The organism is Peribacillus sp. YIM B13472 (assembly GCF_042788005.1).
In the GTDB taxonomy this organism is placed as follows: Bacteria; Bacillota; Bacilli; order Bacillales; family DSM-1321; genus Peribacillus; species Peribacillus simplex_E.
This window is the reverse complement of the sequence record NZ_JBHZPG010000004.1, coordinates 173,332-194,328: the sequence shown is the minus strand read 5'-3', so window position 1 is coordinate 194,328 and position 20,997 is coordinate 173,332. Positions and strand designations below refer to the sequence as shown.

The window sequence follows — 20,997 nt, the reverse complement described above, 5'->3', positions numbered from 1 at the left end:
TTTACTGCTTTACAGTGAAATTAAATGAAAGTGTTTTAAGGAAAAATTCGGAAATGAACACCCATATGGAGGGAATTTTATGTGGGTATTCACCATCCATTCGAAAAATGGATAAAAATGTTTGAGTTTACCACAGAAAAGGAAGCTAGGGAAAAAATTGAGGTAATAGAAGGCTGTATAATCCTTAGTGAAGTCATTTATTTCAATGATAAACAATTGATCGAATCCTAAAACTATATTTTCATAATTAAATAGAAATTAAAAGGTAGAATCGTTTGAAATAAATTATAAAAAGATTACTATTTCATAATATTCTTTGCTGAATTTTCTTTTTAGTACTAGTCTTAACCGTAAAATGAAAACTACCTGTAAGTGCAAAATTTCTAACCTGCATGCAGGTGTGTTTGGAAGGTCAGTAAAATATCATTATTTAGTGTGAACTGAAATCTATTCATTTAATTTCTGGGTCAATACCGGAGTATTGCAGTAAAATTTTTTTGATCCATAAATCTGATAAATCAAAAAATGGAGGGGATTTTTTGAACGAGCAAAAATACACTATAGACGATGCCCCATTTAAAAAGTTTCATTTTCGAATTGCTGGACTAACATTCGGTTCAAGCTTCTGTGATGGCTACTCCCTTGGGATCATCGCGATGGCCCTTACAGTATTCGGGCCTCAAATGAATATGAATGCGATGTGGACAGGGCTGATCGGCAGTTCTGCATTAATCGGTCTGTTTGCGGGGTCTTTAATACTTGGAAGACTTTCCGATCGTATAGGCAGACAGAAAATCTTTCTCGTAAACTTTTTACTTATTACGGTAGCTACTATTTTACAATTTTTTGTTAGCAGTCCAGAAGAGCTTTTTATTTTACGGTTGCTAATCGGTTTTGGACTTGGAGGAGATTACGCTGTCGGTACTACTTTACTCGCCGAGTTTTCACCAAAAAAGTATCGCTCCTCGCTCCTCGCGTCCATAAATGTAGTATGGACGCTTGGATATGTAGCATCAAACTTTGTTGGTCATTACCTGGGACAGGGTGGTTCAGACTCATGGCGTTGGATGCTTGTCAGTGCTGCGATTCCAGCTATTGTGGTTTTAATCTTAAGAATAGGAACGCCTGAATCACCAAGATGGCTTGTCAGCATGGGGCGTATCGAAGAAGCTCGCCAAATTGTAAAAAAACACCTTGGACCGAACGTTGAAATGGGAGAAACGACGACTGGCACTGAAAACCAAAAGACTTTAGGATTTCGTGGACTTTTCAGTAAAAAACTTCGTAAGCGCTTGGCTTTTGGTGGAATATTCAAATTAACTCTTGTTATTCCGTACTTTGCTATTTACACTTTCCTGCCGTCCATACTAAGTACAATGGGTTTTGAACAAAACTTCTTTGCCGATACGATGCTGAATCTATTCTTGCTTGTTGGGGCAATTGTTGGTCTTTGGTTGCTTGCAAAATTTTCTCGTAGAGGATTTACCATCGGGGCATTTACAATCCTTACCGTTTCATTGTTTTCACTTAGCTTCTTACACAATAGTTCTCAATTCTTAATGCTGATAGCCTTTTTGATCTTTACTTTTTTCATGTCAGCAGCTTCGAACCTTACATTAGTATACCCAGCAGAGCTTTTTCCAACTGAGATTCGTGGATCGGGAATAGGTATGGTTACGGCAATTAGTCGAATTGGTTCTGCGATTGGAACATTTCTGCTGCCTGTTTCTTTAGGTTCATTTGGATTAAGTGCCTCAATGGCAGGAATGGCTGCCATTCTGCTGATCGGCTTGATTGTATCGATCGCTTGGGCACCTGAGACAAAATCGCTTTCACTTAATGATGCCAGTAATCCTTTACTTGAAGCGGGGCACCCTCCGATGGAAACCGATATTCCCTTTACAAAAAATGAAAAAATAACATAAGATTAATTTTCAAGCAAATAAATGAGAAGGAACAGAACTTTTTTTCTCCTTCTTGATGAGTCATATGAGAGGAGATGTGTAAGGATGACAACTACAGATTGTTTACATCCTATGGATATTAAAGAGGTGGCACTAGGGGATGGTGCCATCTCGATCCAAGAGGTAATTGCGGTTGCAAGGTATGGTGCAAAAGTTACTTTCACTGAGACATATTGTGAAAGGGTAAATAAATCACGAAGCTTAATAGAAAAGTTTTTAGATGATAATAGATTGATTTACGGTGTTACGACTGGTTTTGGCAGTAATATGACAGAAGTGATTTCTCCACAGGACGCAGAAACCCTTCAACGGAATATTGTTCGTTCACATGCTGTTTCAGTAGGGGAAACTCTTGAAAAAGAAGTCGTAAGAGCCATTCAATTGATGATCCTCGTGAATTTAGGCCAGGGTTATTCAGGAGTCCGTTTACAAGTTTTGAAGCTGATCGCTTCACTGTTAAATCACGATATACTTCCCTATGTTCCAGGTGAGGGGTCCGTGGGGTATCTATCTCCTGAAGCACACATGTCCTTATTGGTGATCGGGGAGGGGCGGGCATGGTACAACGATGAGCTTCTCCCGGGAAAGGATGCGTTAGCGCAATCTGGATTGAAGCCAGTTACGCTTGGGTGTAAAGAAGGACTGGCTCTTATAAGCGGAACTCCTTCCGTCACTGCGATGGCTGTCTTGGCTTTATATAATAGCATGCAAGCAGCGAAAACCGCGGACATTACGGGAGCTATGTCCTTAGAAGTGCTGAAAGGTACAATAAAAGCATTTGATCCCCGTCCCCATGCATTGAAAAAACATGAGGAACAGGCAAAGACAGCCAGAAATGTAACAAGAATTCTTGAAGGCAGCCAAATCATTGATACATACAAGGATCATAGATTACAAGATGCACTTAGCTTACGATGCATTCCACAAGTCCATGGAGCCATAAAAAGAGTATTGAAAGACGCTGCTGTTTCGATCGAGAATGAAATGGACTCCGTAAGTGACAATCCTCTGATTTTTCCGGAAGAGGAAGATGGAATTGCACTAATGGCCGGAAATTTTGATGGTTCATTTGTTGGGATATACGCGGATACGATTTCCATAGCGCTAGCAAACTTAGCAAAAATAACAGAACGCAGAATAGATCGGCTTGTAAACCATCACCTTAGTGAATTACCTAATTTTTTAGTGGTTAATCCAGGTTTAAATAGTGGCTACATGATTCCACAATATACAGCTGCAGGGCTATTGAATGAAATAAGGGTGCTCTCGCATCCAGCCACTATAGATAATATCCCTACATGCGCAAATCAAGAAGACGTGATAAGTTTTGCCTATTTCGCTTCGAAGAAAGCCTATCGGATTTCGAAGAAACTTGAATATATTTTAGCCATTGAACTGATGACTGCAACGCAAGCAATGGATTTTCATCTGCCATTGAAGCCGTCACCGGTTACGGAGGGGGTATATCATTTAGTTCGGAGCGAAGTCCCGATGGTTGAAGAAGATCGCTTTTTCCATCCTGACATTGAAGCGGTTTATAGGCAAATTCATGAAGGAGAAATAGTGAAGCTCGTTGAAATGAAAATCGGGGAAATAGAGTTCTAAAAACCATGTGGAAGCTGTTTTACTTTATTTTATAAGGTAAAGTGGCTTTCTTTTTTTAAAAATGAAGGTTTATATTTAAAAGAGGAGGGATGTAAGATGCACTATGATGTAATTGTAATTGGAGCTGGATCTATGGGAATGTCTTCAGGTTATTACCTTTCAAAAAAAGGACAAAAAGTATTATTATTGGATTCCTTTGCTCCTCCTCATAATAAGGGCAGCCATCACGGGGAAACAAGGATTATTAGACATGCTTATGGTGAAGGAAGGGAGTATGTTTCGTTGGCACTTAAAGCCCAAAAGCTATGGGGTGAATTGGAAAGAAATTCGGGGGAACAATTATTTCTTCCAACGGGGGTCCTGAATGCTGGAAGCGAAAATTCCACTTTCATTAAACAAGTGAGAGCGGGGTCAAAGGAATATGGTTTACCTATGGAAATCTTGGATTCACATGAAATTCATGATAGATGGCCTGGTATAACACTGCCAGAAGATTACATTGGGTGCTATGAATCGACTTCGGGCGTGTTGAAAAGTGAAGAATGCATAAGAGCGTATCAACAACTTGCGAAATCTAATGGTGCCGACATCATTGTAAACAGTGAAGTAAGGAAGATAGTTGTTCATGGCGATGGGGTCACGGTTAAAACGGATGAACAGACATTCCACTCAGAATCTTTAGTGGTTGCAGTTGGGGCATGGGCCCCGAAAATACTGGCGATGTTAGGTTTAAATCTGCCGTTAGAACCCATTAGAAAAACATTTGCTTGGTTTCATGCAAATGAAAAATTATATAATCATAATGATTTTCCGGCTTTTTCATTTGATACTTCAGTTGGTACATACTATGGCTTTCCTAGTATAAATGGTTCTGGATTGAAAATAGGGAGACATGATGGAGGAAACCGTATAAATCCTGATGGCTGTATTGAAGGGTTTGGTGAATTGGATGATGATGAGGGTGATTTGGTGAAGTTTTTACGGAAATATATGCCGGCTGATCAAAAAATGAAATATGGGAAAACTTGCATCTACACCATGACCCCTGATGAGCATTTTATAGTGGATAATCATCCTTATTATCCACACATTGCTATAGCAGCAGGTTTCTCTGGACACGGTTTTAAATTCAGCAGTGTCATAGGTGAAATTTTGAGTGACTTGATTATCTCCGGTACTAGCAAGGAAGATATTTCATTGTTTTCTATTAATCGATTCAATAATTGAATGTCATAATATGCTCCAAACTTTAATGCCCTATTCATGGCCGTTGCTTCCTTATTATAGGAAACAACGGCTTTTTTTATTATTACTTTATATTCTACCATTTATATTTTGAATCTAACTATATGTTAGGTAATCTAACAAAGTATTGTCGAAATAAAAAAAACATGATAGAATAAGAATATTCCGAAATATGAAACAAAGATTCCGAATTTCGGATTATGATAAAAGTGAAATACTTTTTTTTCCTACATATTTATAAGTTTTATTATTCGAAATTTCTGTAAATAGGAGGAGTGTACAATGAATACTGTTGATTTGAATTCTGATTTAGGTGAGAGCTTTGGCACATATCGAATTGGAAATGATGCAGAGATTTTGGATTTTGTAACATCTGTCAATGTAGCGTGTGGATTTCATGCTGGCGATCCTACCGTTATGAGAAAAACGGTTCAACTTGCTTTAGAGAAAGATGTAAAAATTGGTGCCCACCCAGGATTACAAGATTTAATTGGTTTTGGCCGACGCAATATGAATATTTCTCCACAGGAAGCTTATGATATTGTTGTCTATCAAATTGGTGCATTAAATGGCTTCTTGCAATCAGAAGGCGGGAGTATGCAACATGTTAAACCGCATGGTGCTTTGTACAATATGGCGGCAAAGAATAAAGAGTTATCTCTTGCAATTGCTGAAGCTGTATACAAAGTTAATCCTGAGCTCATTTTATTTGGCTTATCGGGAAGTGAATTAATACGTGCTGGACAGACCATTGGATTACAAACGGCTAGTGAAGTATTTGCGGATCGAACTTATCAACAAGATGGTTCATTGACTTCTCGAATGGAAGCGCATGCATTGATAGAAAATGATGATGCTGCTGTTGCACAAGTAATTCGAATGGTTAAAGAAGGAAAGGTTTTGTCACAGCAAGGTACTGATGTGACTTTAAAGGCTGATACAATTTGTATTCATGGGGACGGAGCACATGCATTAACCTTTGCTCGTCATGTGAAAAAATCCTTAGAAATATCTGAAATTATAGTAAAGTCTATTTCTAAATAAAATCACAAACATCTAGGAGGCAGATTCCATTGGAGCCAATCAAAAATACAACTGATCAGAAAAAAAATCCTACTAAGCCAAAAACGAACCGGACATTATTACTAGGTGCAGCATTTCTTATGGCAACATCAGCCATAGGACCAGGTTTTTTAATGCAGACAACTGTTTATACCCAAAGTCTTGCAGCAAGTTTTGGTTTTGTTATTCTTATTTCAGTTATTCTTGATATTTTTGCACAAACAAATGTATGGCGCATTATTGCTGTATCTGAAAAACGGGGGCAAGAAATTGCAAACATGGTCCTTCCAGGGTTGGGCTATGTACTGGCAGCACTGATCGTTATGGGCGGGCTGGCATTTAATATTGGAAATATTGCAGGAGCTGGATTAGGTCTAAATGCAATGACGGGAATATCCCCAACGGCCGGGGCAGCAATAAGTGCAGTCATTGCAATATTAATTTTTGTTGTAAAAGAAGCGGGTAAAGCGATGGACCGTTTTACGCAAATTGCCGGATTTTTCATGATTTGTTTGATGATTTACGTTGCTTGGACAACCTCTCCTCCAGTTGGGGAAGCGGTAGTGAGGACTTTTGCACCTGATAAAATCGATATTATCGCAATCGTAACGTTAGTAGGTGGTTCTGTAGGTGGCTATATTACATTTGCAGGGGGACACCGTCTTTTGGATGCAGGAGTGAAAGGTGTCGGAGCACTGCCACAAGTAACAAAGAGTTCAGTAATGGGTATTTTAATAACCACAGTTATGCGAGTTGCATTATTTTTAGCAGTTCTAGGTGTTGTATCTAAAGGATTGCAAATTGATTCAGAAAACCCTGCAGCATCCGTTTTTCAACTCGCAGCTGGTAATGTAGGATATAAAATGTTTGGTATTGTTATGTGGGCTGCAGCAATCACATCAGTAGTAGGTGCTGCATATACTTCCGTTTCGTTTATCAGAACATTCAGTGAAAAAATAAATAAAAAGGCTAACTGGATAATCATTGGTTTTATTGTCGTTTCGACCATTTGCTTTCTATTAATTGGTCAACCGGTTAAAGTACTGCTTATAGTCGGCGCCATAAATGGGCTCATTTTACCAATTGCCCTTGGAACACTGCTAATTGCCGCATATAAGAAAAACATCGTGGGTGATTATAAGCATCCTTTATGGTTAACGATTTCCGGTGTGTTTGTGGTAGTCATCATGGCGTTAATGGGCGTATATACATTAATGAAACAACTGCCCGCACTTTTTTAAATGAATGAAAATCCAATAAATACAGGTCGAAGTGGTTTGCCAGTTTGTCACTGACTGCCAGTTCATGATAGGAGATGTATACTAATGATCGATCTTTCTCAAGCTACCCCGGCTGAGTTGCGTTCAATGATTCGAAACAACGAAATGATTAAACCGACTGCAGGCATGGCTAACGGTTATGCACAAGCGAACTTAGCCATCTTAAAAAAAGAGCATGCTTTTGATTTTTTATTATTCTGTCAACGAAACCCTAAGTCTTGTCCACTTCTAGACGTAACTGAAATTGGTTCTCCTATTCCTAAATTTGCTGCTCAGTCTGGGGATATACGTACAGATATTCCAAAATATCGGATATATAAATATGGTGAATTAGTGGAAGAAGTAACGGATATTTCAGATTATTGGGAAGATGATATGGTTGGATTTTTAATCGGTTGCAGCTTTACATTTGAACATGCCCTTTTAAACAATGATATTTCCATTCGTCATATTGAAGAGGACTGTAATGTTCCAATGTATAAAACGAATATTTCATGTATTGAAGCCGGGATCTTTCACGGGAAAATGGTAGCCAGCATGCGTCCGATTCCTCAGAAAGATGTGGTGCGAGCGGCTCAAGTTACATCGCGTTTTCCTGCTGTTCATGGTGGTCCAATCCATATTGGAGATCCGGAGGCGATTGGTGTTTCTTGCATAGATAAACCTGATTTTGGTGATGCAGTAACGATTCGTGAAGGAGAAGTGCCGGTTTTTTGGGCTTGTGGTGTAACGCCGCAATCCATTGCTATGGAGACCAAACCGGAGATCATGATCACGCATGCACCCGGACATATGTTCATTACGGATATTCGTGATGAAAAATTAGGAGTTTTATAACTGACAGAAAGAGATGATTCCCTATGCCGGAAAACCTTTTGAATAAAACTACATGCGTACTGTCTCCCTTAGGCGATTCTGCAATCGTGATTACATTTGGGAATGAAATTAAATACGACATTCACAAAAAAATTAAAATGTTTATGGATTTACTTGAAGATGAACCTTTTGCAGGATTTATAGAATGTGTACCGGCTTTTACAAATTTGACAGTTTTTTATGATCCTCTAGTTATCTATAAGAATCAAAAACAAAGCAATAACGATGAATTAATTTCTCCATATGAAGTGGTTCGTTCTATTCTGGAAAGGAAACTACAGTGGTTAAAAGAAGATAAAAAGCTGACACATCGAACAGTTTCCATTCCTGTGTGCTATGGGAAGGAATATGGCCCGGATTTGGAATATGTAGCTCGTTATAATAATTTAACTACTGATGAAGTCATTCATATTCATTCAACCGGGGAGTATTTGGCCTATATGATTGGGTTCGCACCAGGTTTTCCGTTTCTTGGCGGAATGTCGGAAGAAATCGCGACACCTAGGCGTTCCTCTCCCCGAATGGCCATTCCGGCAGGGGCAGTAGGAATCGCCGGTATGCAAACGGGTGTATATCCTATATCAACACCTGGTGGATGGCAATTAATCGGACAGACGCCAACCAAACTATTTTTACCAAATGTAAATCCTCCAAGTCTATTACAAGCAGGAGACATTGTGAAATTCCATCCAATTTCTAATCAAGAGTATAAAGAAATTATTCTAAAGGAGGGGTTACAGTGAGCCTGCGTGTAATCAAGCCGGGATTATTAACTAGTATTCAGGATCTTGGAAGAAAAGGATTTCAGCAACATGGAGTGATTGTAAGCGGGGCAATGGATACATATTCCCTACGAATTGCCAATATGTTAGTTGGCAATAAAGAAGGTGAAGCGGCCCTGGAAATTACGTTAATGGGTCCGACTCTTAAAATAGAAAAAAATTGCTTGATCGCGATAACAGGTGGAAATTTATCACCTACTATTGACAGTCAGGCTGTTCCAATGTGGAAGCCTGTTTATGTAAAAAAAGGCGCTATTCTTCGATTCGCTGGATGTAAATCAGGTTGTAGGGCTTATTTGTCTGTAGCGGGAGGATACGCTATTACTACAGTTATGAATAGTAAAAGTACATATTTAAGAGGGGAAATTGGCGGCTTTAAGGGAAGAGCATTAAACGTAGATGATGTTGTGGGTTTTAATGAAACTTCTACTATTCTTGATAACAGGAAGTTTAAGGGAGCGTTTACCGCTCCAAAGTGGTTTGTCAATGAAAAGGAGTTTATGCCAAGTCGCATGCCAGTTATTCGTTTCATAGATGGTAGCCAGTACGATTATTTTACTGAATCAAGTAAAGTTAGTTTTACAGAGAATTTGTTTAAAGTTTCAAACCAATCTGATCGTATGGGCTATAGAATATCAGGCCCTTTGCTGGAGATACAAGAAAAACGTGAGCTATTGTCTGAAGCAGTGACTAACGGGTCTGTTCAAGTTCCTCCTGATGGAAACCCTATCATTCTTCTTGCGGATAGCCAAACAACGGGAGGGTATCCTAAGATAGCTCAAGTGATAACTGCAGATTTACCATTAATTGCTCAGGTCAAACCAGGGGAAGCTATTCAATTTTCACGAGTAACCTTAAAAGAAGCCGAGCAGCTTTTCCTTCAAAAAGAACAACAATTAAATGAATTAAAGGTTTCAATTTCATTAGCCCTGAACAAATGGCTGGATATATAATTCCGGTCGCAAACGATGAGAAAGTACTCTTTAAGAGGCTTTCTTTTTTGTTTCATTATACAAAGTAAATGATAAGATGTTTCCTTTCTTTCCCCTTTACCAATGCGACTTTCAAAAATGGCTTTTTTTCGGAAGAGGGGAGAAGTTGAAATATATTTTTCATCAAAAAAATCTTGAGCCTAACATCCCCATGCCTACTTATCTTTTTTTTACCTCACTCCCAATTAAGAATTTTTCAAAAGGGTAGTAATGGAAATTTATAGTAACGACCGTTCTGACTGTAGACAAACTAGAGAAGACCAGGTTACCTTCAATTTTTTCTAAAAAAAGTTCCAGCTGATTTCAAAAATCCGCTCCCTTTCCGCCGACTGTCTGCCAAGCCTCCTCGCCGTAAACGTCTCCAGGGTCTCGGCTAGCCAGTAATTCGGCAGGAGTGTCGCAAATTTCTTCAATCTAGAGAGGGTTTCATTCATATAATTAAGTAAAAAATATGAAGGATAATCAAGTTTTCTTTTAGATTCGGGATGTGAGCATTCCGAACCTCCTTTTGTCGTCAAACTGGACCGTTCTGACATCAGAACGGTTTTTTTGATTTTCAAAAGTTAAGGGGATTTTTTCAAAAGGATAAGGAAGTTCCCCGATATGGAACAATCGGGGAAGACCTTACAATAAGGGTATGGTAATTGTTTGTAATAAGGAGGAATAGTAATGCAGACAAAAGTCGCAGTAAATCAAAAAACAGGAAAATCGATTGATGATGCTTTTGCATCAAATTTTGCCAAGTCCATGTTTCTAGCAGTTTGCGGACTTGTTTTTTTATCGTTTATTGGTACGAAAATGTTTACACATGTAGATTTAAACCTTTATGGATATATGGTGGGGACGTTTATTTTTATTGGGGGTTTCTTTTACAGATTTATCGCATGGGGAGAAAGGCCGCCAACAAAGGTTTTTATAAAAAAAGGAATCAGAATTCTGTTTAGAAAATCAACGCCTAAAACTACAGTTGAACATTTAGCAACATACAATTTCATCTGGAATAGGGGAATTTACCGATGGACTCAGCACGTTCTAATGGGCTGGGGATGCATTCTTTCCTGCTTCGTGACATTTCCTCTAGTATTTGGATGGATGTACTTCACCATGGACGACAACGGTTACTACAACATCATCGCAATGGGGATACAGGTAATGACAGTACCAGCTAATGGAATCATTGCGTACTTATCATATAACGCTCTGAACATTACTGCTGTTATGGTAATTGCCGGAGTATGCATGGCTCTTTACCGCCGCTTGAAAAATATGCAGGCAAGAGCAGAACAACAATTCATGTATGACTTTCTTCCATTATTTATGCTGTTATTGGTTAGCGTTACAGGATTGGCATTAACGTTTATGAACATCTTTTTGCACGGTGCAGGACAGCCAGCCATGTCCCTGATTCACCAGTGGTCAGTCATCATCACATTGATTTATCTTCCGTTCGGAAAACTTGCTCACATACCTTTCCGCCCACTGAGTGTATTTGCTAGAAACTACAGAGAGCATTATGCGGAACAATCCATGAAAGAATGCAAAGTTTGCGGTAATAAGTTTGTTTCAACAGAACAATCAAAAGATGTCATAGAGGTTCTCGGTAAGAATGATATAGAATTTCAAACAAAGGATGGCCACCATCTCGCCGAAATGTGCCTACCTTGCCGAAGAAAATACCGGATAGCCCAATTTTCCGGATTTCCTATCCACGAGGTAAAGGTTAAGGAGGCTAACCAGAATGCAAAGGGATAAGTTTTTCAAAGATGTAGAGAATGTGTTACACCCTAATGAATCATTGGTTAAAACGCATTGTGCATATTGTGGAATGCAGTGCGGGATGAATTTAAGGGTAAATAGAGCGACAAATAAAATCATTGGGGTTGAACCACGTTATGACTGGCCCGTAACTGTTGGGAAAATGTGTCCAAAAGGGGTAACAGCTTACCAGCAGACGAACCATGATGATCGCATATTAACACCGCTTATTCGTGATGATGCATCATTAAAGGGAACAAAGGAAGGCTTCCGAAAAGCAAGCTGGGATGAAGCATATGATTTAATCGCGAAAAAATTCAGTGAGCTTCAAAAAAAATATGGAAAAGATTCATTATCCGTTTTCAGCGGCGTATCAATGACGAATGAAAAATGTTATTTAACAGGTAAATTTGCACGTGTGGCTCTTGGCACACGCTACATTGACTATAATGGCCGATTCTGCATGTCTAGTGCGGCCGGGGGATTCCTTCGTTCTTTCGGCGTAGATAGAGGTTCAACATTACCCTGGACAGATATTCATGAAACTGATTGCTTATTTCTTGCAGGAAGCAACACAGCAGAATGCCATCCAACTTCTATGTTCAGAGTCTGGAACGTTCAAGAAAGAGGCGGTTACATTATCGTGGCAGATCCCCGCGAAACGCCTGTTGCGAGAAGGGCGGATGTTCATCTTGACTTGAAACCGGGCACGGACCTTGCCCTTGCTAATGGAATCTTAAATGAATTAATTCAAAATGGTTATGCTGATGAAGAATTTATTAATAATCATACAAATGGATTTGAAGAAACAAAAGAGCTTGTAAAAAAATTTACGCCGGAATATACGAGTGAGCTTACAGGTGTTGCACCGGAAAAAATCATTCGCGCAGCAGAGATTTATGGAAGATCGCCGAATGCAGTTGTCATGTTTGCCCGTGGAATTGAACAGCAGCATAAGGGCGTTGACAATGTATCTGGATATACAAACATGGCGCTTGTAACAGGTAAGATTGGCCGTCCAAAGTCTGGTGTAGCAACTTTCACTGGTCAAGGAAACGGACAGGGTGGACGCGAGCATGGTCAGAAAGCGGATTTATTGCCAGGATACCGGAAAATTACGAATCCTGAACATGTGGAAGAAGTTTGTAAAGTATGGAATATCCCTCCGGAGGAAATGCCTAAGCCTGGTGTTTCGGCTTATGAAATGTTTGAACTGATGGAGCAAAAAACGATTCGCGGATTGTATCTGCTATGTTCTAATCCTGCAGTATCTGCGCCTAACCTGAATTTTGTCAGAAAGGCGATGAAAAACCTGGATTTTATGCTGTGTTCGGATTTCTATCTTTCTGAATCAGCAGAGTTTGCGGATGTGATCCTTCCGTCCGTAACGTGGTCAGAAGATGAAGGAACAGTTACAAACCTTGAAGGACGAATTATTAAGATAAATAAGGCACAAGAACCAATCGGAAAATCTAAGCCCGATTGGCAAATACAAGTAGAGCTTGCAGAACGTCTTGGGAGAGGAAGATATTTTTCCCATTTGAAAACTGCAAAAGATGTGGCAGATGAATTCAGACTGGCCAGTAAAGGGGGAAATGCCGATTATTACGGCGCCACATGGGATAAGATTGACAAACAGGACGGGGTATTTTGGCCTTGTAAGGATGAAAATGACAAGGGAACGCCGCATATGTTCTTGGATAAAAAATTCTATCACGCAGACGGTAAAGCGAAAATTTGTGCACTTCCTTACCGTCCCCCTGCTGAGGAGCCAGATGAAAAATATCCGCTTCGTTTAACAACTGGACGTGTCGTTTACCACTATCTATCAGGGAACCAGACGAGAAGAATTCAGTTCCTTCGTGATATGTGTCCGGAACCTTACGTGGAAGTACATCCGGATACAGCAAAAAAATACAATGTGGACCATGAGGATAAGGTCCGTCTGTATACCCGAAGAGGTGAGGCAATCTATAAAGTGAAAATTACAGAAGCAATTCGTGAAGACACTGTATTTGTCCCATACCACTTTGGGCACGAGCAATCTATCAATCTATTAACCATTGCAGCTCTTGATCCAATGTCCCGTATGCCGGAATTTAAGGTCTGTGCAGCCCAAATGGAAAAAGTCGAAATAAAGAAGGTGCAATAAATGAAAAAGAGGCTCTACTTAGAACTTGAAAACTGCATAGGATGCAGGTCATGCCTAGCGGCTTGTACACAATGCGGAGGGCATGAAGAGCGGAACAGAAACTATGTATATGATGTAAACCCTCTGGTCAATCGGCAAACGATGCCTCTTATGTGCCTTCATTGCGTAAATCCTGCTTGTGCAAGGAGTTGTCCGGCCCAGGCAATCCAAATCCATGAGACAGGGGCCGTATTATCAGCACTCGTTGAAAAATGTATCGGCTGCCAAAATTGTACGATTGCCTGCCCATATGGAATACCAAAGTTTGACAATGAACAAAACTTAATGTACAAATGCGATTTATGTATCGACCGGACAAAAGACAGTATCCCGCCAATGTGTGCAAGTGTTTGCCCATCCAATACACTTCAATGGTTGACAGATGAAGAAATTGAAAATAAGAGAAAACAATTTAATCTAGATAATGGAAAATGGGTGACTAGCCTTCCTTATCTTGAAAGTGAAACGAACGTTAAGGTAAATCTCCCAGGTATTTTACAGGGGATAACTAAGCTATATTAGGAGGGATTAAGATGCCGTCAGATAAAAATAATAAAATTCCCTTTAATGAAGATAATTACACTCATAATATTGAACGGAATAATGAAAGAAAGCTTGACAGACGTGGGTTCATGAAAACATTGGTGGGTGCTGCTGGCGTATTCGCCATTTCCTCCCTCCCTTGGGGGGCGGTAGCGGCTAAAGAATTGATGGGGCTTGGGGAGAAGGAGTATCCTCACAAAAAAATCACAGATGTAAGCAAACTTGCAATTGGTGACGCAATGAATTTTAAATTTCCAGGTGGTCATGATGATGCCATTTTAATCAGATTGTCAGAAAAGAAATACGTAGCATACCAAAATGCATGCACACATCTTCGGTGCCCAGTTTTCTGGGTGAAGGAGGAGGGAGAGATGATCTGTCCTTGCCATCATGGGAAATTTGATGTTGAAACAGGTGTTCCGACTGCTGGGCCGCCAAGAAGGCCGCTGCCTGAGATTCAGGTGAAAGTGGAAAATGGGGCGGTATACGCAGTAAGGGTGAAGCGTTATGAAGTTTAAGTTTATCGGTGTCGCTTTGCTTTGTGCCTTCTTAATGATGAATATTGTATTTACCCAATTCATGGTTCACCAATTTTATTATGAAAATTATATAAATGTTCTAATATTTGGTGGATTAAACATTGTTGTGTTTCCCTTAGCGTTATTTACGTATAAAAAAACTAAATACGAAAAGGCGTGAATCAAATGAACAACGAAACTTACATTGATTTATGTTTTGTAAAAGTAGCACCCGTAAACTTTTCTTCTGAAATCGATAAGCTCCTTTCAGACCTATTTAAAGGTGCCCGCCTTAACTGGTATTTGGATGAAAAGTCAATAGATGGGTTAGATATTGTAGTTGCAGAAGTAAAGGGAATGAGTGGTTGGGAATCTGAAGAAGAAACAATTGAATTTATCGAGAATCATGCAGATGATAGATTATGGAAATATTTGCAGGGTTATCAAATATATGTATACAGTGAAAAGAGAGGGTGCAATACATGTGGAACACATTAATTTGGAAGGTTTACAATCATTAGTCTCGGAAAAAGCTAGAGTGGCAATCTTGGATGATGATGGGCAGGATAAAGCGCATTTTGTTTCTAAAACGATTGTTAAGGTGGAGATGTGTCCTGACATGACACATCTACGAATATATTTTGACCACCATCATTTTTTCGCTGTCCCTTTGGCATGCAATATGGCTAAAAACAAAAATGAGTGGTCAGCTTTTGACGAACGCACGGGTTTACAATATGTAATTAGAAGAGAGTGTGATCGGAATGATTAGGAAAATACAGCTTCCATTACAGACTTTAAACTTAGTAGTAGGATTTATGGTTTGGGTATTAATTTCATCCCTGATGCCTTTTATTAAAGAAGATATTGCTATACCGGAAGGTCAGCTTGCACTGGTGACAGCCGTTCCGGTTATTTTGGGATCAGTACTTCGTATCCCCCTTGGCTTTTACGCCAATCAGTTCGGGGCAAGGAAAATTTTCCTGATTAGCTTTATTTTACTATTGTTCCCAGTTTATTATATCAGTATTGCCGATTCCCTTGCCGATTTGTTGATTGGAGGACTTTTCCTTGGTATTGGAGGAGCCGTATTCTCTGTTGGAGTAACCTCTTTACCTAAGTATTATCCAAAGGAACGTCATGGCTTTGTAAACGGCATTTACGGTGCAGGAAACCTTGGAACGGCAGTATCGGCTTTTGCAGCACCTGTTGTAGCTGAGAATTTTGGCTGGTCAACAACTGTACAGCTTTATCTTGTGATTTTGGCGGTCTTTATCGCAGGTAACTTTCTGTTAGGGGATAAAAAAGAACTGAAAGTAAAAACACCGCTTTTAGAACAAGTGAAGAGTGTCTACAAAAATGAAAAACTATGGCTGCTAAGTTTATTCTACTTTATAACATTCGGTTCTTTTGTTGCATTTACTATCTATCTGCCAAACTTTCTTGTAGCGAATTTTGGATTGGATAAAGTTGACGCCGGTTTGAGGACAGCAGGCTTTATTGTTCTTGCTACCCTTATGAGACCAATTGGTGGATGGCTTGCAGATCGCTTTCATTCCCTCATTCTGCTCATGTTCGTTTTCGGAGTGTATACGGTTTCAGCGATGATTTTATCCTTTGCTCCATCGATTGGCTGGTACACTTTTGGTTGTTTGAGTATTGCCCTCTGTGCGGGAATGGGAAATGGTGTCATTTTTAAACTGGTGCCGATGTATTTCCAAAAGCAGGCTGGTATTGTGAATGGTATTGTTTCCGCAATGGGCGGTTTGGGAGGTTTTTTTCCGCCATTAATTTTATCCTTGTTATTCAATATCACAGGACATTATGCAATCGGGTTCATGGCATTGTCAGAAGTTGCCCTTGCAAGTTTGATTTTAGTTGTCTGGATGTATTTCCAAGGCAAAATGGGGCTTGCCAAAGAAGTGATTGATCATACAATAGAAGGGATTCTTATTACCGATACCACCGGCAAGATCATTTCAGTAAACCCTTCGTTTTGCAGTATTACGGGTTATCAGGAAAATGAAGTAATAGGGAAGAACCCTAGTATACTTAAATCAGGCAGACAGCCTCAAATTTTTTATGAGGATTTGTGGAAATCCATTGAGATAAATGGGTTCTGGCAAGGTGAAATCTGGAATAGCCGAAAGGATGGACAGCAATATCTACAATGGCTGACCATTAGTTCGATAAAGAATGATGCGGGGGATGTCGTTCAATATGCAGGAATGTTTAGTGACATTTCAAGTCATAGAGTGAAAAAAGCATAAAATGAACTGCGTGCATGAAATCATTGGATTTGAAGGCTGAATTGATGTTTTCAAGAACGAGAAATTCTAATTGCTAAGTTTCCGATGGGAAAGAAGGTATACGTCAGTGTTTTAATCGCTTGACCGAAAGTGTAATTGGGAGAGCATGTCATATTTTGAATGGCCAATAATCAGCGACAATCGAAGAAGGAGGGTGGAAATGAATACTCAGCCACTCAAAAACAACCTCAGTTCTTATATCATACAAACACATGAAGAAGAGATTAAAAGAATTGCCATGGAGCTTCATGAAGGTGTGGGGCAGTCCCTTTCCAGTCTCTTTTCCGGCATGCAGCTCATTGAAACGGCAATCGAACAGCCTGCCATGAAAAGTTATGCAGGTGATATGAATCAGTTATTGGAAAAGGCAATTCAAGAAATCAGGCTTTTGGCTGTAGAATTGCATCCTCCCACCCTTACAACACTTGGGCTTATTTCAGCTATGAAAAGCTACATAAAATTATACACTTCAACCTACGGCCTTGAGGTTGAAATGGAGAACCATGGTATTGAATCGCAAATCTCTGATAGAGATAGCATTACACTTTTCAGGGTCTGCCAAGAAGCATTGGTGAATATAGCAAGGTATGCTGACACAACGAAGGCATGTATGATATTTAAATGGGAAAAAAGCGGGTTATTGATTTTGATTAAAGATTCAGGGAAAGGGTTCGAGGTTGAAGCCGCTATGAATAAGTTGAGCGGGCTTGCTGCCATGTGTGAAAGAATGCATTTGATTGGCGGAAATTGTACCGTTGTTTCAAAAATAGATGACGGGACTTCTATAGAGATTTCTCTGCCATTATATTAAAATGCTAAACAAGGGGTTTGCGAATTAAGCAATCCCCATTGTTGTTTCATATTCATTAATAACGATACAAATACGAACAAAGCTAAGGGGGAGCAGCTTTGATAAAAATTTTGCTTTGCGATGATCACGCCGTCGTAAGAATGGGCTTAAAGATGCTATTAAACAATCATGCGGATATGGACGTCATAGGGGAAGCTTCAGAGGGGAACGAAGGAATACAACGAGCACTAGAGCTTCAGCCTGATGTTGTAGTCATGGATTTAAGCATGCCACATGGGAAAGATGGCTTATCGGCGACTTCCGAACTGAAAAAACTAATGCCTGAAGTAGCCATATTAATACTTACCATGCATGATGATGATGAATATTTGTTCAGAACTATTCAAGCGGGGGCTTCAGGCTGTATTTTAAAAAGTGCACCACATGAAGAATTATTGGTAGCCATCCGATCTTTATCGAACGGAAATGCTTACCTTCATCCTTCTGCAACAAAAAGAGTAATGGAAGAATACTTAGGCAGTGTGAAGCAGGGGGCCGCTGATTCTTTCAATCTGTTGTCAGACCGGGAAAAAGAGGTACTGACGTTGATAGCGAAAGGGTTTTCCAATAAAGAGATTGCCGGACAGCTTGTCATAAGCGTGAAAACGGTTGAAAGCCATAAAGGAAACCTAATGGAAAAGCTCAAGATGAAAACAAGGCATGAACTTGTTGCATTCGCTTTAAAAAAGGGGTTATTAGGGTATGGAATTTAGCGGGGGCAGTAAATCGAAAGAGGATCAACCGTTTAAAGAAGCGTGTGAACATGCATTAGAAGAATTGAACTGTGACTTTGTAGGCCTTGCTTTACAAAAAAGTAAAGGTCCTGACATAAGCTGGCATTATGCCGCCGGAAACAGAAATGAAAAATACAAAAGGATAACTGTTCGATATGGAAAAGGAATAGCAGGTAAGGTCATATCAACGGGGAGGCCGATGAAAATTGAGGGCTTTCCAAATAATATTCACGGCAAAGCGTTAGAGTATCCCATCATGCTTGCGGAAAATCTCAATTGCGCATTCGCAGTTCCCATTCATTTTAAAGGTGTTCCTAAAGGGGTATTATTAGTAGGGAAACGAACAGATCAGCCTATTTCTGAAAGTGACCAGCATACGATCCTTGATGCAGCGAAAAAATTGGAAAAGGAAATGAACAGCTCGATTTAACAAGGCAACAAGGAGGATTATGTATGGACTTGAATAAACATTTGGAAATGAAAAAAGGGATTTCACCTGGATCTAGCGATGCGACAATCCTTGTCAATGAATCAGGAGTCATCTCTTTTGCGAATCAACAAGTATATGAAAACTTTGGGTATGAACATCATGAATTGAATGGGGAAAAGCTCCTGAATCTTATACCAGGGGCAAACCTTCAGTCAAGTGGGGAAGGGGAAATTATCCACCAGTTTGGAATTCACCGGGATGGTCATGCTTTTTCGCTTTTTTTCAGGGTGAACTCCTTTCAGCTTGCGAAAGAGCTCTATTATTTAATCGCGGTCCATAAAGTGAAAGACCAATCACGGATTAACCAGCAGCAATCCTATCCGGTAAATGAGCTGGTTGATTTAATTTACGCACTTGATGAATCAACGATTGTTGCATTTACGGATGAAAAGGGCAAGATAATATACTTGAATAAGAAATTTTGTGAGGTATCCAAATATTCTGCTGCAGAGCTAATTGGGAAAGACCACCGAATTATCAATTCAGGTTTTCATTCAAGGGGATTTATGCAAGACCTTTGGCGAACAATTTCATCAGGAAATGTATGGCGGGGTGAAATTAAGAACAAAGCGAAGGATGGAACCTATTACTGGGTGGATACCACAATTGTCCCTTTCTTAAATGAAAACGGGAACCCTTATAAATACCTGGCAATCCGGAAGGAAATTACCGAATATAAACGGGTTTTAGAGGAATTGGGAAAATCAGTAAATAAAATGGCCGATTTTCAATTTGCTTTGGATTCTTCCTCAATTGTGGCAATAACGGATCAAAGAGGGACGATCAAATATGTAAATGATCAATTTTGCCGGATTTCAAAGTTTTCAAAAGAAGAACTGATTGGACAGGATCATCGAATTATTAACTCGGGATTTCATTCGAGAGAGTTTTTCAACAATCTTTGGAAAACAATATCAGCAGGGGAAGTATGGAAAGGCGAGATTAAAAATAAGACCAAGGATAGTACTTATTATTGGGTGGATACAACAATCGTTCCATTTCTTGATGAGTTCAATAAACCTTACCAATATTTAGCGATTCGTTATGAAGTGACCCAGCGTAAGCTTGCGGAAGAAGAGATTCAGAAAATGACCGGGAAAATCATTGATGTGCAGGAAGAAGAAAGAAAACGCATATCCCGAGAGCTTCATGATGATATCGGACAAAACTTATACAGCCACCTCATCACGATTAACAGACTGCAGACAGAAATGGAGCATCCATTGTTAGATCAGATGCAGGATGAAGCGACCGAAATTATCGAAGCACTCAGGCATCTATCCTGGGAATTAAGGCCATCGGTACTTGATGATCTTGGTCTGTTCCCTGCCATTCGCTCTTTCTTGGTGCAATTTTCAGAGCATCATCATATCAAGGTCCATCTTGACTGCTATTTGAATTGCCGTCTGAATACAAACAAAGAAATTACCATTTACCGTATTATTCAAGAAGCTTTAACAAATATTCGAAAATATGCTCAAACCGAAGATGCTACAGTGACGATCCGGGAAATAGAGGAAGAAGTTCGTGTGGAAATAGTAGATAAAGGAAAGGGCTTTGATATAGAAAAAGTTACCCGTGGAGTAGGCTTATTCAGTATGGAGGAAAGAGCCAGAGCTTCCGGCGGAAGCCTTATCCTTCATTCTGGTGAAGGGAAAGGGACAAAAGTAATATTGAAAATGCCTTTGTAGTGAATGGGTTTTCGTAATGATCAACAAACTTAATCCTCTAGCTTCAGAAATTCCCATTAATGCTCTTACTATGAACTTGCAGGATGTTAAAATGATTCTATCCTTTCTTT

At 39.6% G+C, this 20,997-nt stretch carries 21 protein-coding genes; 20 read left to right on the top strand and 1 reads right to left on the bottom strand.

Annotation, left to right across the window (positions count from 1 at the left end; translation table 11 throughout):
- The first annotated feature begins 81 nt into the window (after window positions 1-81).
- The 9 genes from ACFX4I_RS05350 (at window position 82) to ACFX4I_RS05310 (ending at window position 9,767) form a co-directional block, all read left to right on the top strand.
- The gene (locus ACFX4I_RS05350) at window positions 82-231 is read left to right on the top strand and encodes a hypothetical protein (RefSeq protein WP_377419530.1); all 150 of its coding nucleotides are present in this window, start codon (window positions 82-84) and stop codon (window positions 229-231) included.
- A gap of 308 nt (window positions 232-539) precedes the next feature.
- A complete protein-coding gene (locus tag ACFX4I_RS05345; RefSeq protein WP_377419528.1) occupies window positions 540-1,925 on the top strand; it encodes an MFS transporter in 1,386 nt (461 codons plus the stop codon).
- Window positions 1,926-2,009: 84 nt separating this feature from the next.
- Window positions 2,010-3,569 (top strand): histidine ammonia-lyase, encoded by a 1,560-nt coding sequence (gene hutH / locus ACFX4I_RS05340; protein WP_377419526.1) that lies wholly within the window; start codon window positions 2,010-2,012, stop codon window positions 3,567-3,569.
- 96 nt (window positions 3,570-3,665) lie between these two features.
- Window positions 3,666-4,796: an N-methyl-L-tryptophan oxidase gene (gene solA, locus ACFX4I_RS05335; protein ID WP_377419524.1), complete on the top strand. Its 1,131-nt coding sequence runs from the start codon at window positions 3,666-3,668 to the stop codon at window positions 4,794-4,796.
- 300 nt (window positions 4,797-5,096) lie between these two features.
- On the top strand, window positions 5,097-5,858 hold the full coding sequence (locus tag ACFX4I_RS05330) for a 5-oxoprolinase subunit PxpA (protein WP_230303470.1): 762 nt from the start codon (window positions 5,097-5,099) through the stop codon (window positions 5,856-5,858).
- Between the two features lie 119 nt (window positions 5,859-5,977).
- Window positions 5,978-7,117, top strand: coding sequence for an NRAMP family divalent metal transporter (locus ACFX4I_RS05325; protein ID WP_377419556.1), 1,140 nt, complete (start codon window positions 5,978-5,980; stop codon window positions 7,115-7,117).
- Between the two features lie 84 nt (window positions 7,118-7,201).
- Complete coding sequence (locus ACFX4I_RS05320) at window positions 7,202-7,993, top strand: putative hydro-lyase (RefSeq protein WP_377419522.1); 792 nt, start codon at window positions 7,202-7,204, stop codon at window positions 7,991-7,993.
- Window positions 7,994-8,016: 23 nt separating this feature from the next.
- Window positions 8,017-8,775 carry a 5-oxoprolinase subunit PxpB gene (gene pxpB, locus ACFX4I_RS05315; RefSeq protein ID WP_230303468.1) on the top strand — a complete coding sequence of 253 codons (759 nt, stop codon included), beginning with the start codon at window positions 8,017-8,019 and terminating at the stop codon, window positions 8,773-8,775.
- Window positions 8,772-9,767, top strand: a complete 996-nt coding sequence (locus ACFX4I_RS05310; RefSeq protein WP_377419520.1) for a 5-oxoprolinase subunit C family protein — start codon at window positions 8,772-8,774, stop codon at window positions 9,765-9,767. The genes pxpB and ACFX4I_RS05310 overlap by 4 nt, the downstream gene beginning before the upstream one ends.
- Before the next feature lie 320 nt (window positions 9,768-10,087).
- Here ACFX4I_RS05310 and ACFX4I_RS05305 read toward each other — a convergent pair whose 3' ends face one another.
- Window positions 10,088-10,324: a hypothetical protein gene (locus ACFX4I_RS05305; protein ID WP_377419518.1), complete on the bottom strand. Its 237-nt coding sequence runs from the start codon at window positions 10,322-10,324 to the stop codon at window positions 10,088-10,090.
- A 151-nt stretch (window positions 10,325-10,475) separates the two neighbouring features.
- On the opposite strand from ACFX4I_RS05305, the gene ACFX4I_RS05300 reads away from it, so the two are divergent.
- The 11 genes from ACFX4I_RS05300 (at window position 10,476) to ACFX4I_RS05250 (ending at window position 20,887) form a co-directional block, all read left to right on the top strand.
- Window positions 10,476-11,558: a hypothetical protein gene (locus ACFX4I_RS05300; RefSeq protein WP_377419516.1), complete on the top strand. Its 1,083-nt coding sequence runs from the start codon at window positions 10,476-10,478 to the stop codon at window positions 11,556-11,558.
- Entirely contained in the window at window positions 11,545-13,713 is a 2,169-nt protein-coding gene (locus ACFX4I_RS05295) for a molybdopterin oxidoreductase family protein (RefSeq protein WP_377419514.1), read from the top strand. Before ACFX4I_RS05300 ends, ACFX4I_RS05295 begins: the two co-directional genes overlap by 14 nt.
- Window positions 13,714-14,274 carry a 4Fe-4S dicluster domain-containing protein gene (locus tag ACFX4I_RS05290; protein WP_230303465.1) on the top strand — a complete coding sequence of 187 codons (561 nt, stop codon included), beginning with the start codon at window positions 13,714-13,716 and terminating at the stop codon, window positions 14,272-14,274. It begins immediately after the preceding gene.
- An 11-nt stretch (window positions 14,275-14,285) separates the two neighbouring features.
- Complete coding sequence (locus ACFX4I_RS05285) at window positions 14,286-14,813, top strand: QcrA and Rieske domain-containing protein (RefSeq protein WP_230303464.1); 528 nt, start codon at window positions 14,286-14,288, stop codon at window positions 14,811-14,813.
- 186 nt (window positions 14,814-14,999) lie between these two features.
- A complete protein-coding gene (locus tag ACFX4I_RS05280) occupies window positions 15,000-15,311 on the top strand; it encodes a hypothetical protein (protein ID WP_377419511.1) in 312 nt (103 codons plus the stop codon).
- A complete protein-coding gene (locus ACFX4I_RS05275; protein WP_377419509.1) occupies window positions 15,298-15,585 on the top strand; it encodes a hypothetical protein in 288 nt (95 codons plus the stop codon). Before ACFX4I_RS05280 ends, ACFX4I_RS05275 begins: the two co-directional genes overlap by 14 nt.
- Entirely contained in the window at window positions 15,578-17,083 is a 1,506-nt protein-coding gene (locus ACFX4I_RS05270) for a nitrate/nitrite transporter (protein WP_377419507.1), read from the top strand. The genes ACFX4I_RS05275 and ACFX4I_RS05270 overlap by 8 nt, the downstream gene beginning before the upstream one ends.
- Before the next feature lie 199 nt (window positions 17,084-17,282).
- The gene (locus ACFX4I_RS05265; protein ID WP_377419505.1) at window positions 17,283-17,933 is read left to right on the top strand and encodes a sensor histidine kinase; all 651 of its coding nucleotides are present in this window, start codon (window positions 17,283-17,285) and stop codon (window positions 17,931-17,933) included.
- A 98-nt stretch (window positions 17,934-18,031) separates the two neighbouring features.
- Complete coding sequence (locus ACFX4I_RS05260) at window positions 18,032-18,685, top strand: response regulator transcription factor (protein ID WP_283932937.1); 654 nt, start codon at window positions 18,032-18,034, stop codon at window positions 18,683-18,685.
- Window positions 18,675-19,136 carry a GAF domain-containing protein gene (locus tag ACFX4I_RS05255; RefSeq protein ID WP_377419503.1) on the top strand — a complete coding sequence of 154 codons (462 nt, stop codon included), beginning with the start codon at window positions 18,675-18,677 and terminating at the stop codon, window positions 19,134-19,136. Before ACFX4I_RS05260 ends, ACFX4I_RS05255 begins: the two co-directional genes overlap by 11 nt.
- 23 nt (window positions 19,137-19,159) lie before the next feature.
- Entirely contained in the window at window positions 19,160-20,887 is a 1,728-nt protein-coding gene (locus tag ACFX4I_RS05250) for a sensor histidine kinase (protein ID WP_377419501.1), read from the top strand.
- Window positions 20,888-20,997: the final 110 nt, after the last annotated feature.

Coding starts and splice junctions, on each gene's coding strand:
- hutH (WP_377419526.1), top strand. CDS start 2,010: ATGACAACTACAGATTGTTTACATCCTATGGATATTAAAGAGGTGGCA.
- solA (WP_377419524.1), top strand. CDS start 3,666: ATGCACTATGATGTAATTGTAATTGGAGCTGGATCTATGGGAATGTCT.
- ACFX4I_RS05330 (WP_230303470.1), top strand. CDS start 5,097: ATGAATACTGTTGATTTGAATTCTGATTTAGGTGAGAGCTTTGGCACA.
- ACFX4I_RS05325 (WP_377419556.1), top strand. CDS start 5,978: ATGGCAACATCAGCCATAGGACCAGGTTTTTTAATGCAGACAACTGTT.
- ACFX4I_RS05320 (WP_377419522.1), top strand. CDS start 7,202: ATGATCGATCTTTCTCAAGCTACCCCGGCTGAGTTGCGTTCAATGATT.
- pxpB (WP_230303468.1), top strand. CDS start 8,017: ATGCCGGAAAACCTTTTGAATAAAACTACATGCGTACTGTCTCCCTTA.
- ACFX4I_RS05300 (WP_377419516.1), top strand. CDS start 10,476: ATGCAGACAAAAGTCGCAGTAAATCAAAAAACAGGAAAATCGATTGAT.
- ACFX4I_RS05295 (WP_377419514.1), top strand. CDS start 11,545: ATGCAAAGGGATAAGTTTTTCAAAGATGTAGAGAATGTGTTACACCCT.
- ACFX4I_RS05290 (WP_230303465.1), top strand. CDS start 13,714: ATGAAAAAGAGGCTCTACTTAGAACTTGAAAACTGCATAGGATGCAGG.
- ACFX4I_RS05285 (WP_230303464.1), top strand. CDS start 14,286: ATGCCGTCAGATAAAAATAATAAAATTCCCTTTAATGAAGATAATTAC.
- ACFX4I_RS05280 (WP_377419511.1), top strand. CDS start 15,000: ATGAACAACGAAACTTACATTGATTTATGTTTTGTAAAAGTAGCACCC.
- ACFX4I_RS05270 (WP_377419507.1), top strand. CDS start 15,578: ATGATTAGGAAAATACAGCTTCCATTACAGACTTTAAACTTAGTAGTA.
- ACFX4I_RS05265 (WP_377419505.1), top strand. CDS start 17,283: ATGAATACTCAGCCACTCAAAAACAACCTCAGTTCTTATATCATACAA.
- ACFX4I_RS05255 (WP_377419503.1), top strand. CDS start 18,675: ATGGAATTTAGCGGGGGCAGTAAATCGAAAGAGGATCAACCGTTTAAA.
- ACFX4I_RS05250 (WP_377419501.1), top strand. CDS start 19,160: ATGGACTTGAATAAACATTTGGAAATGAAAAAAGGGATTTCACCTGGA.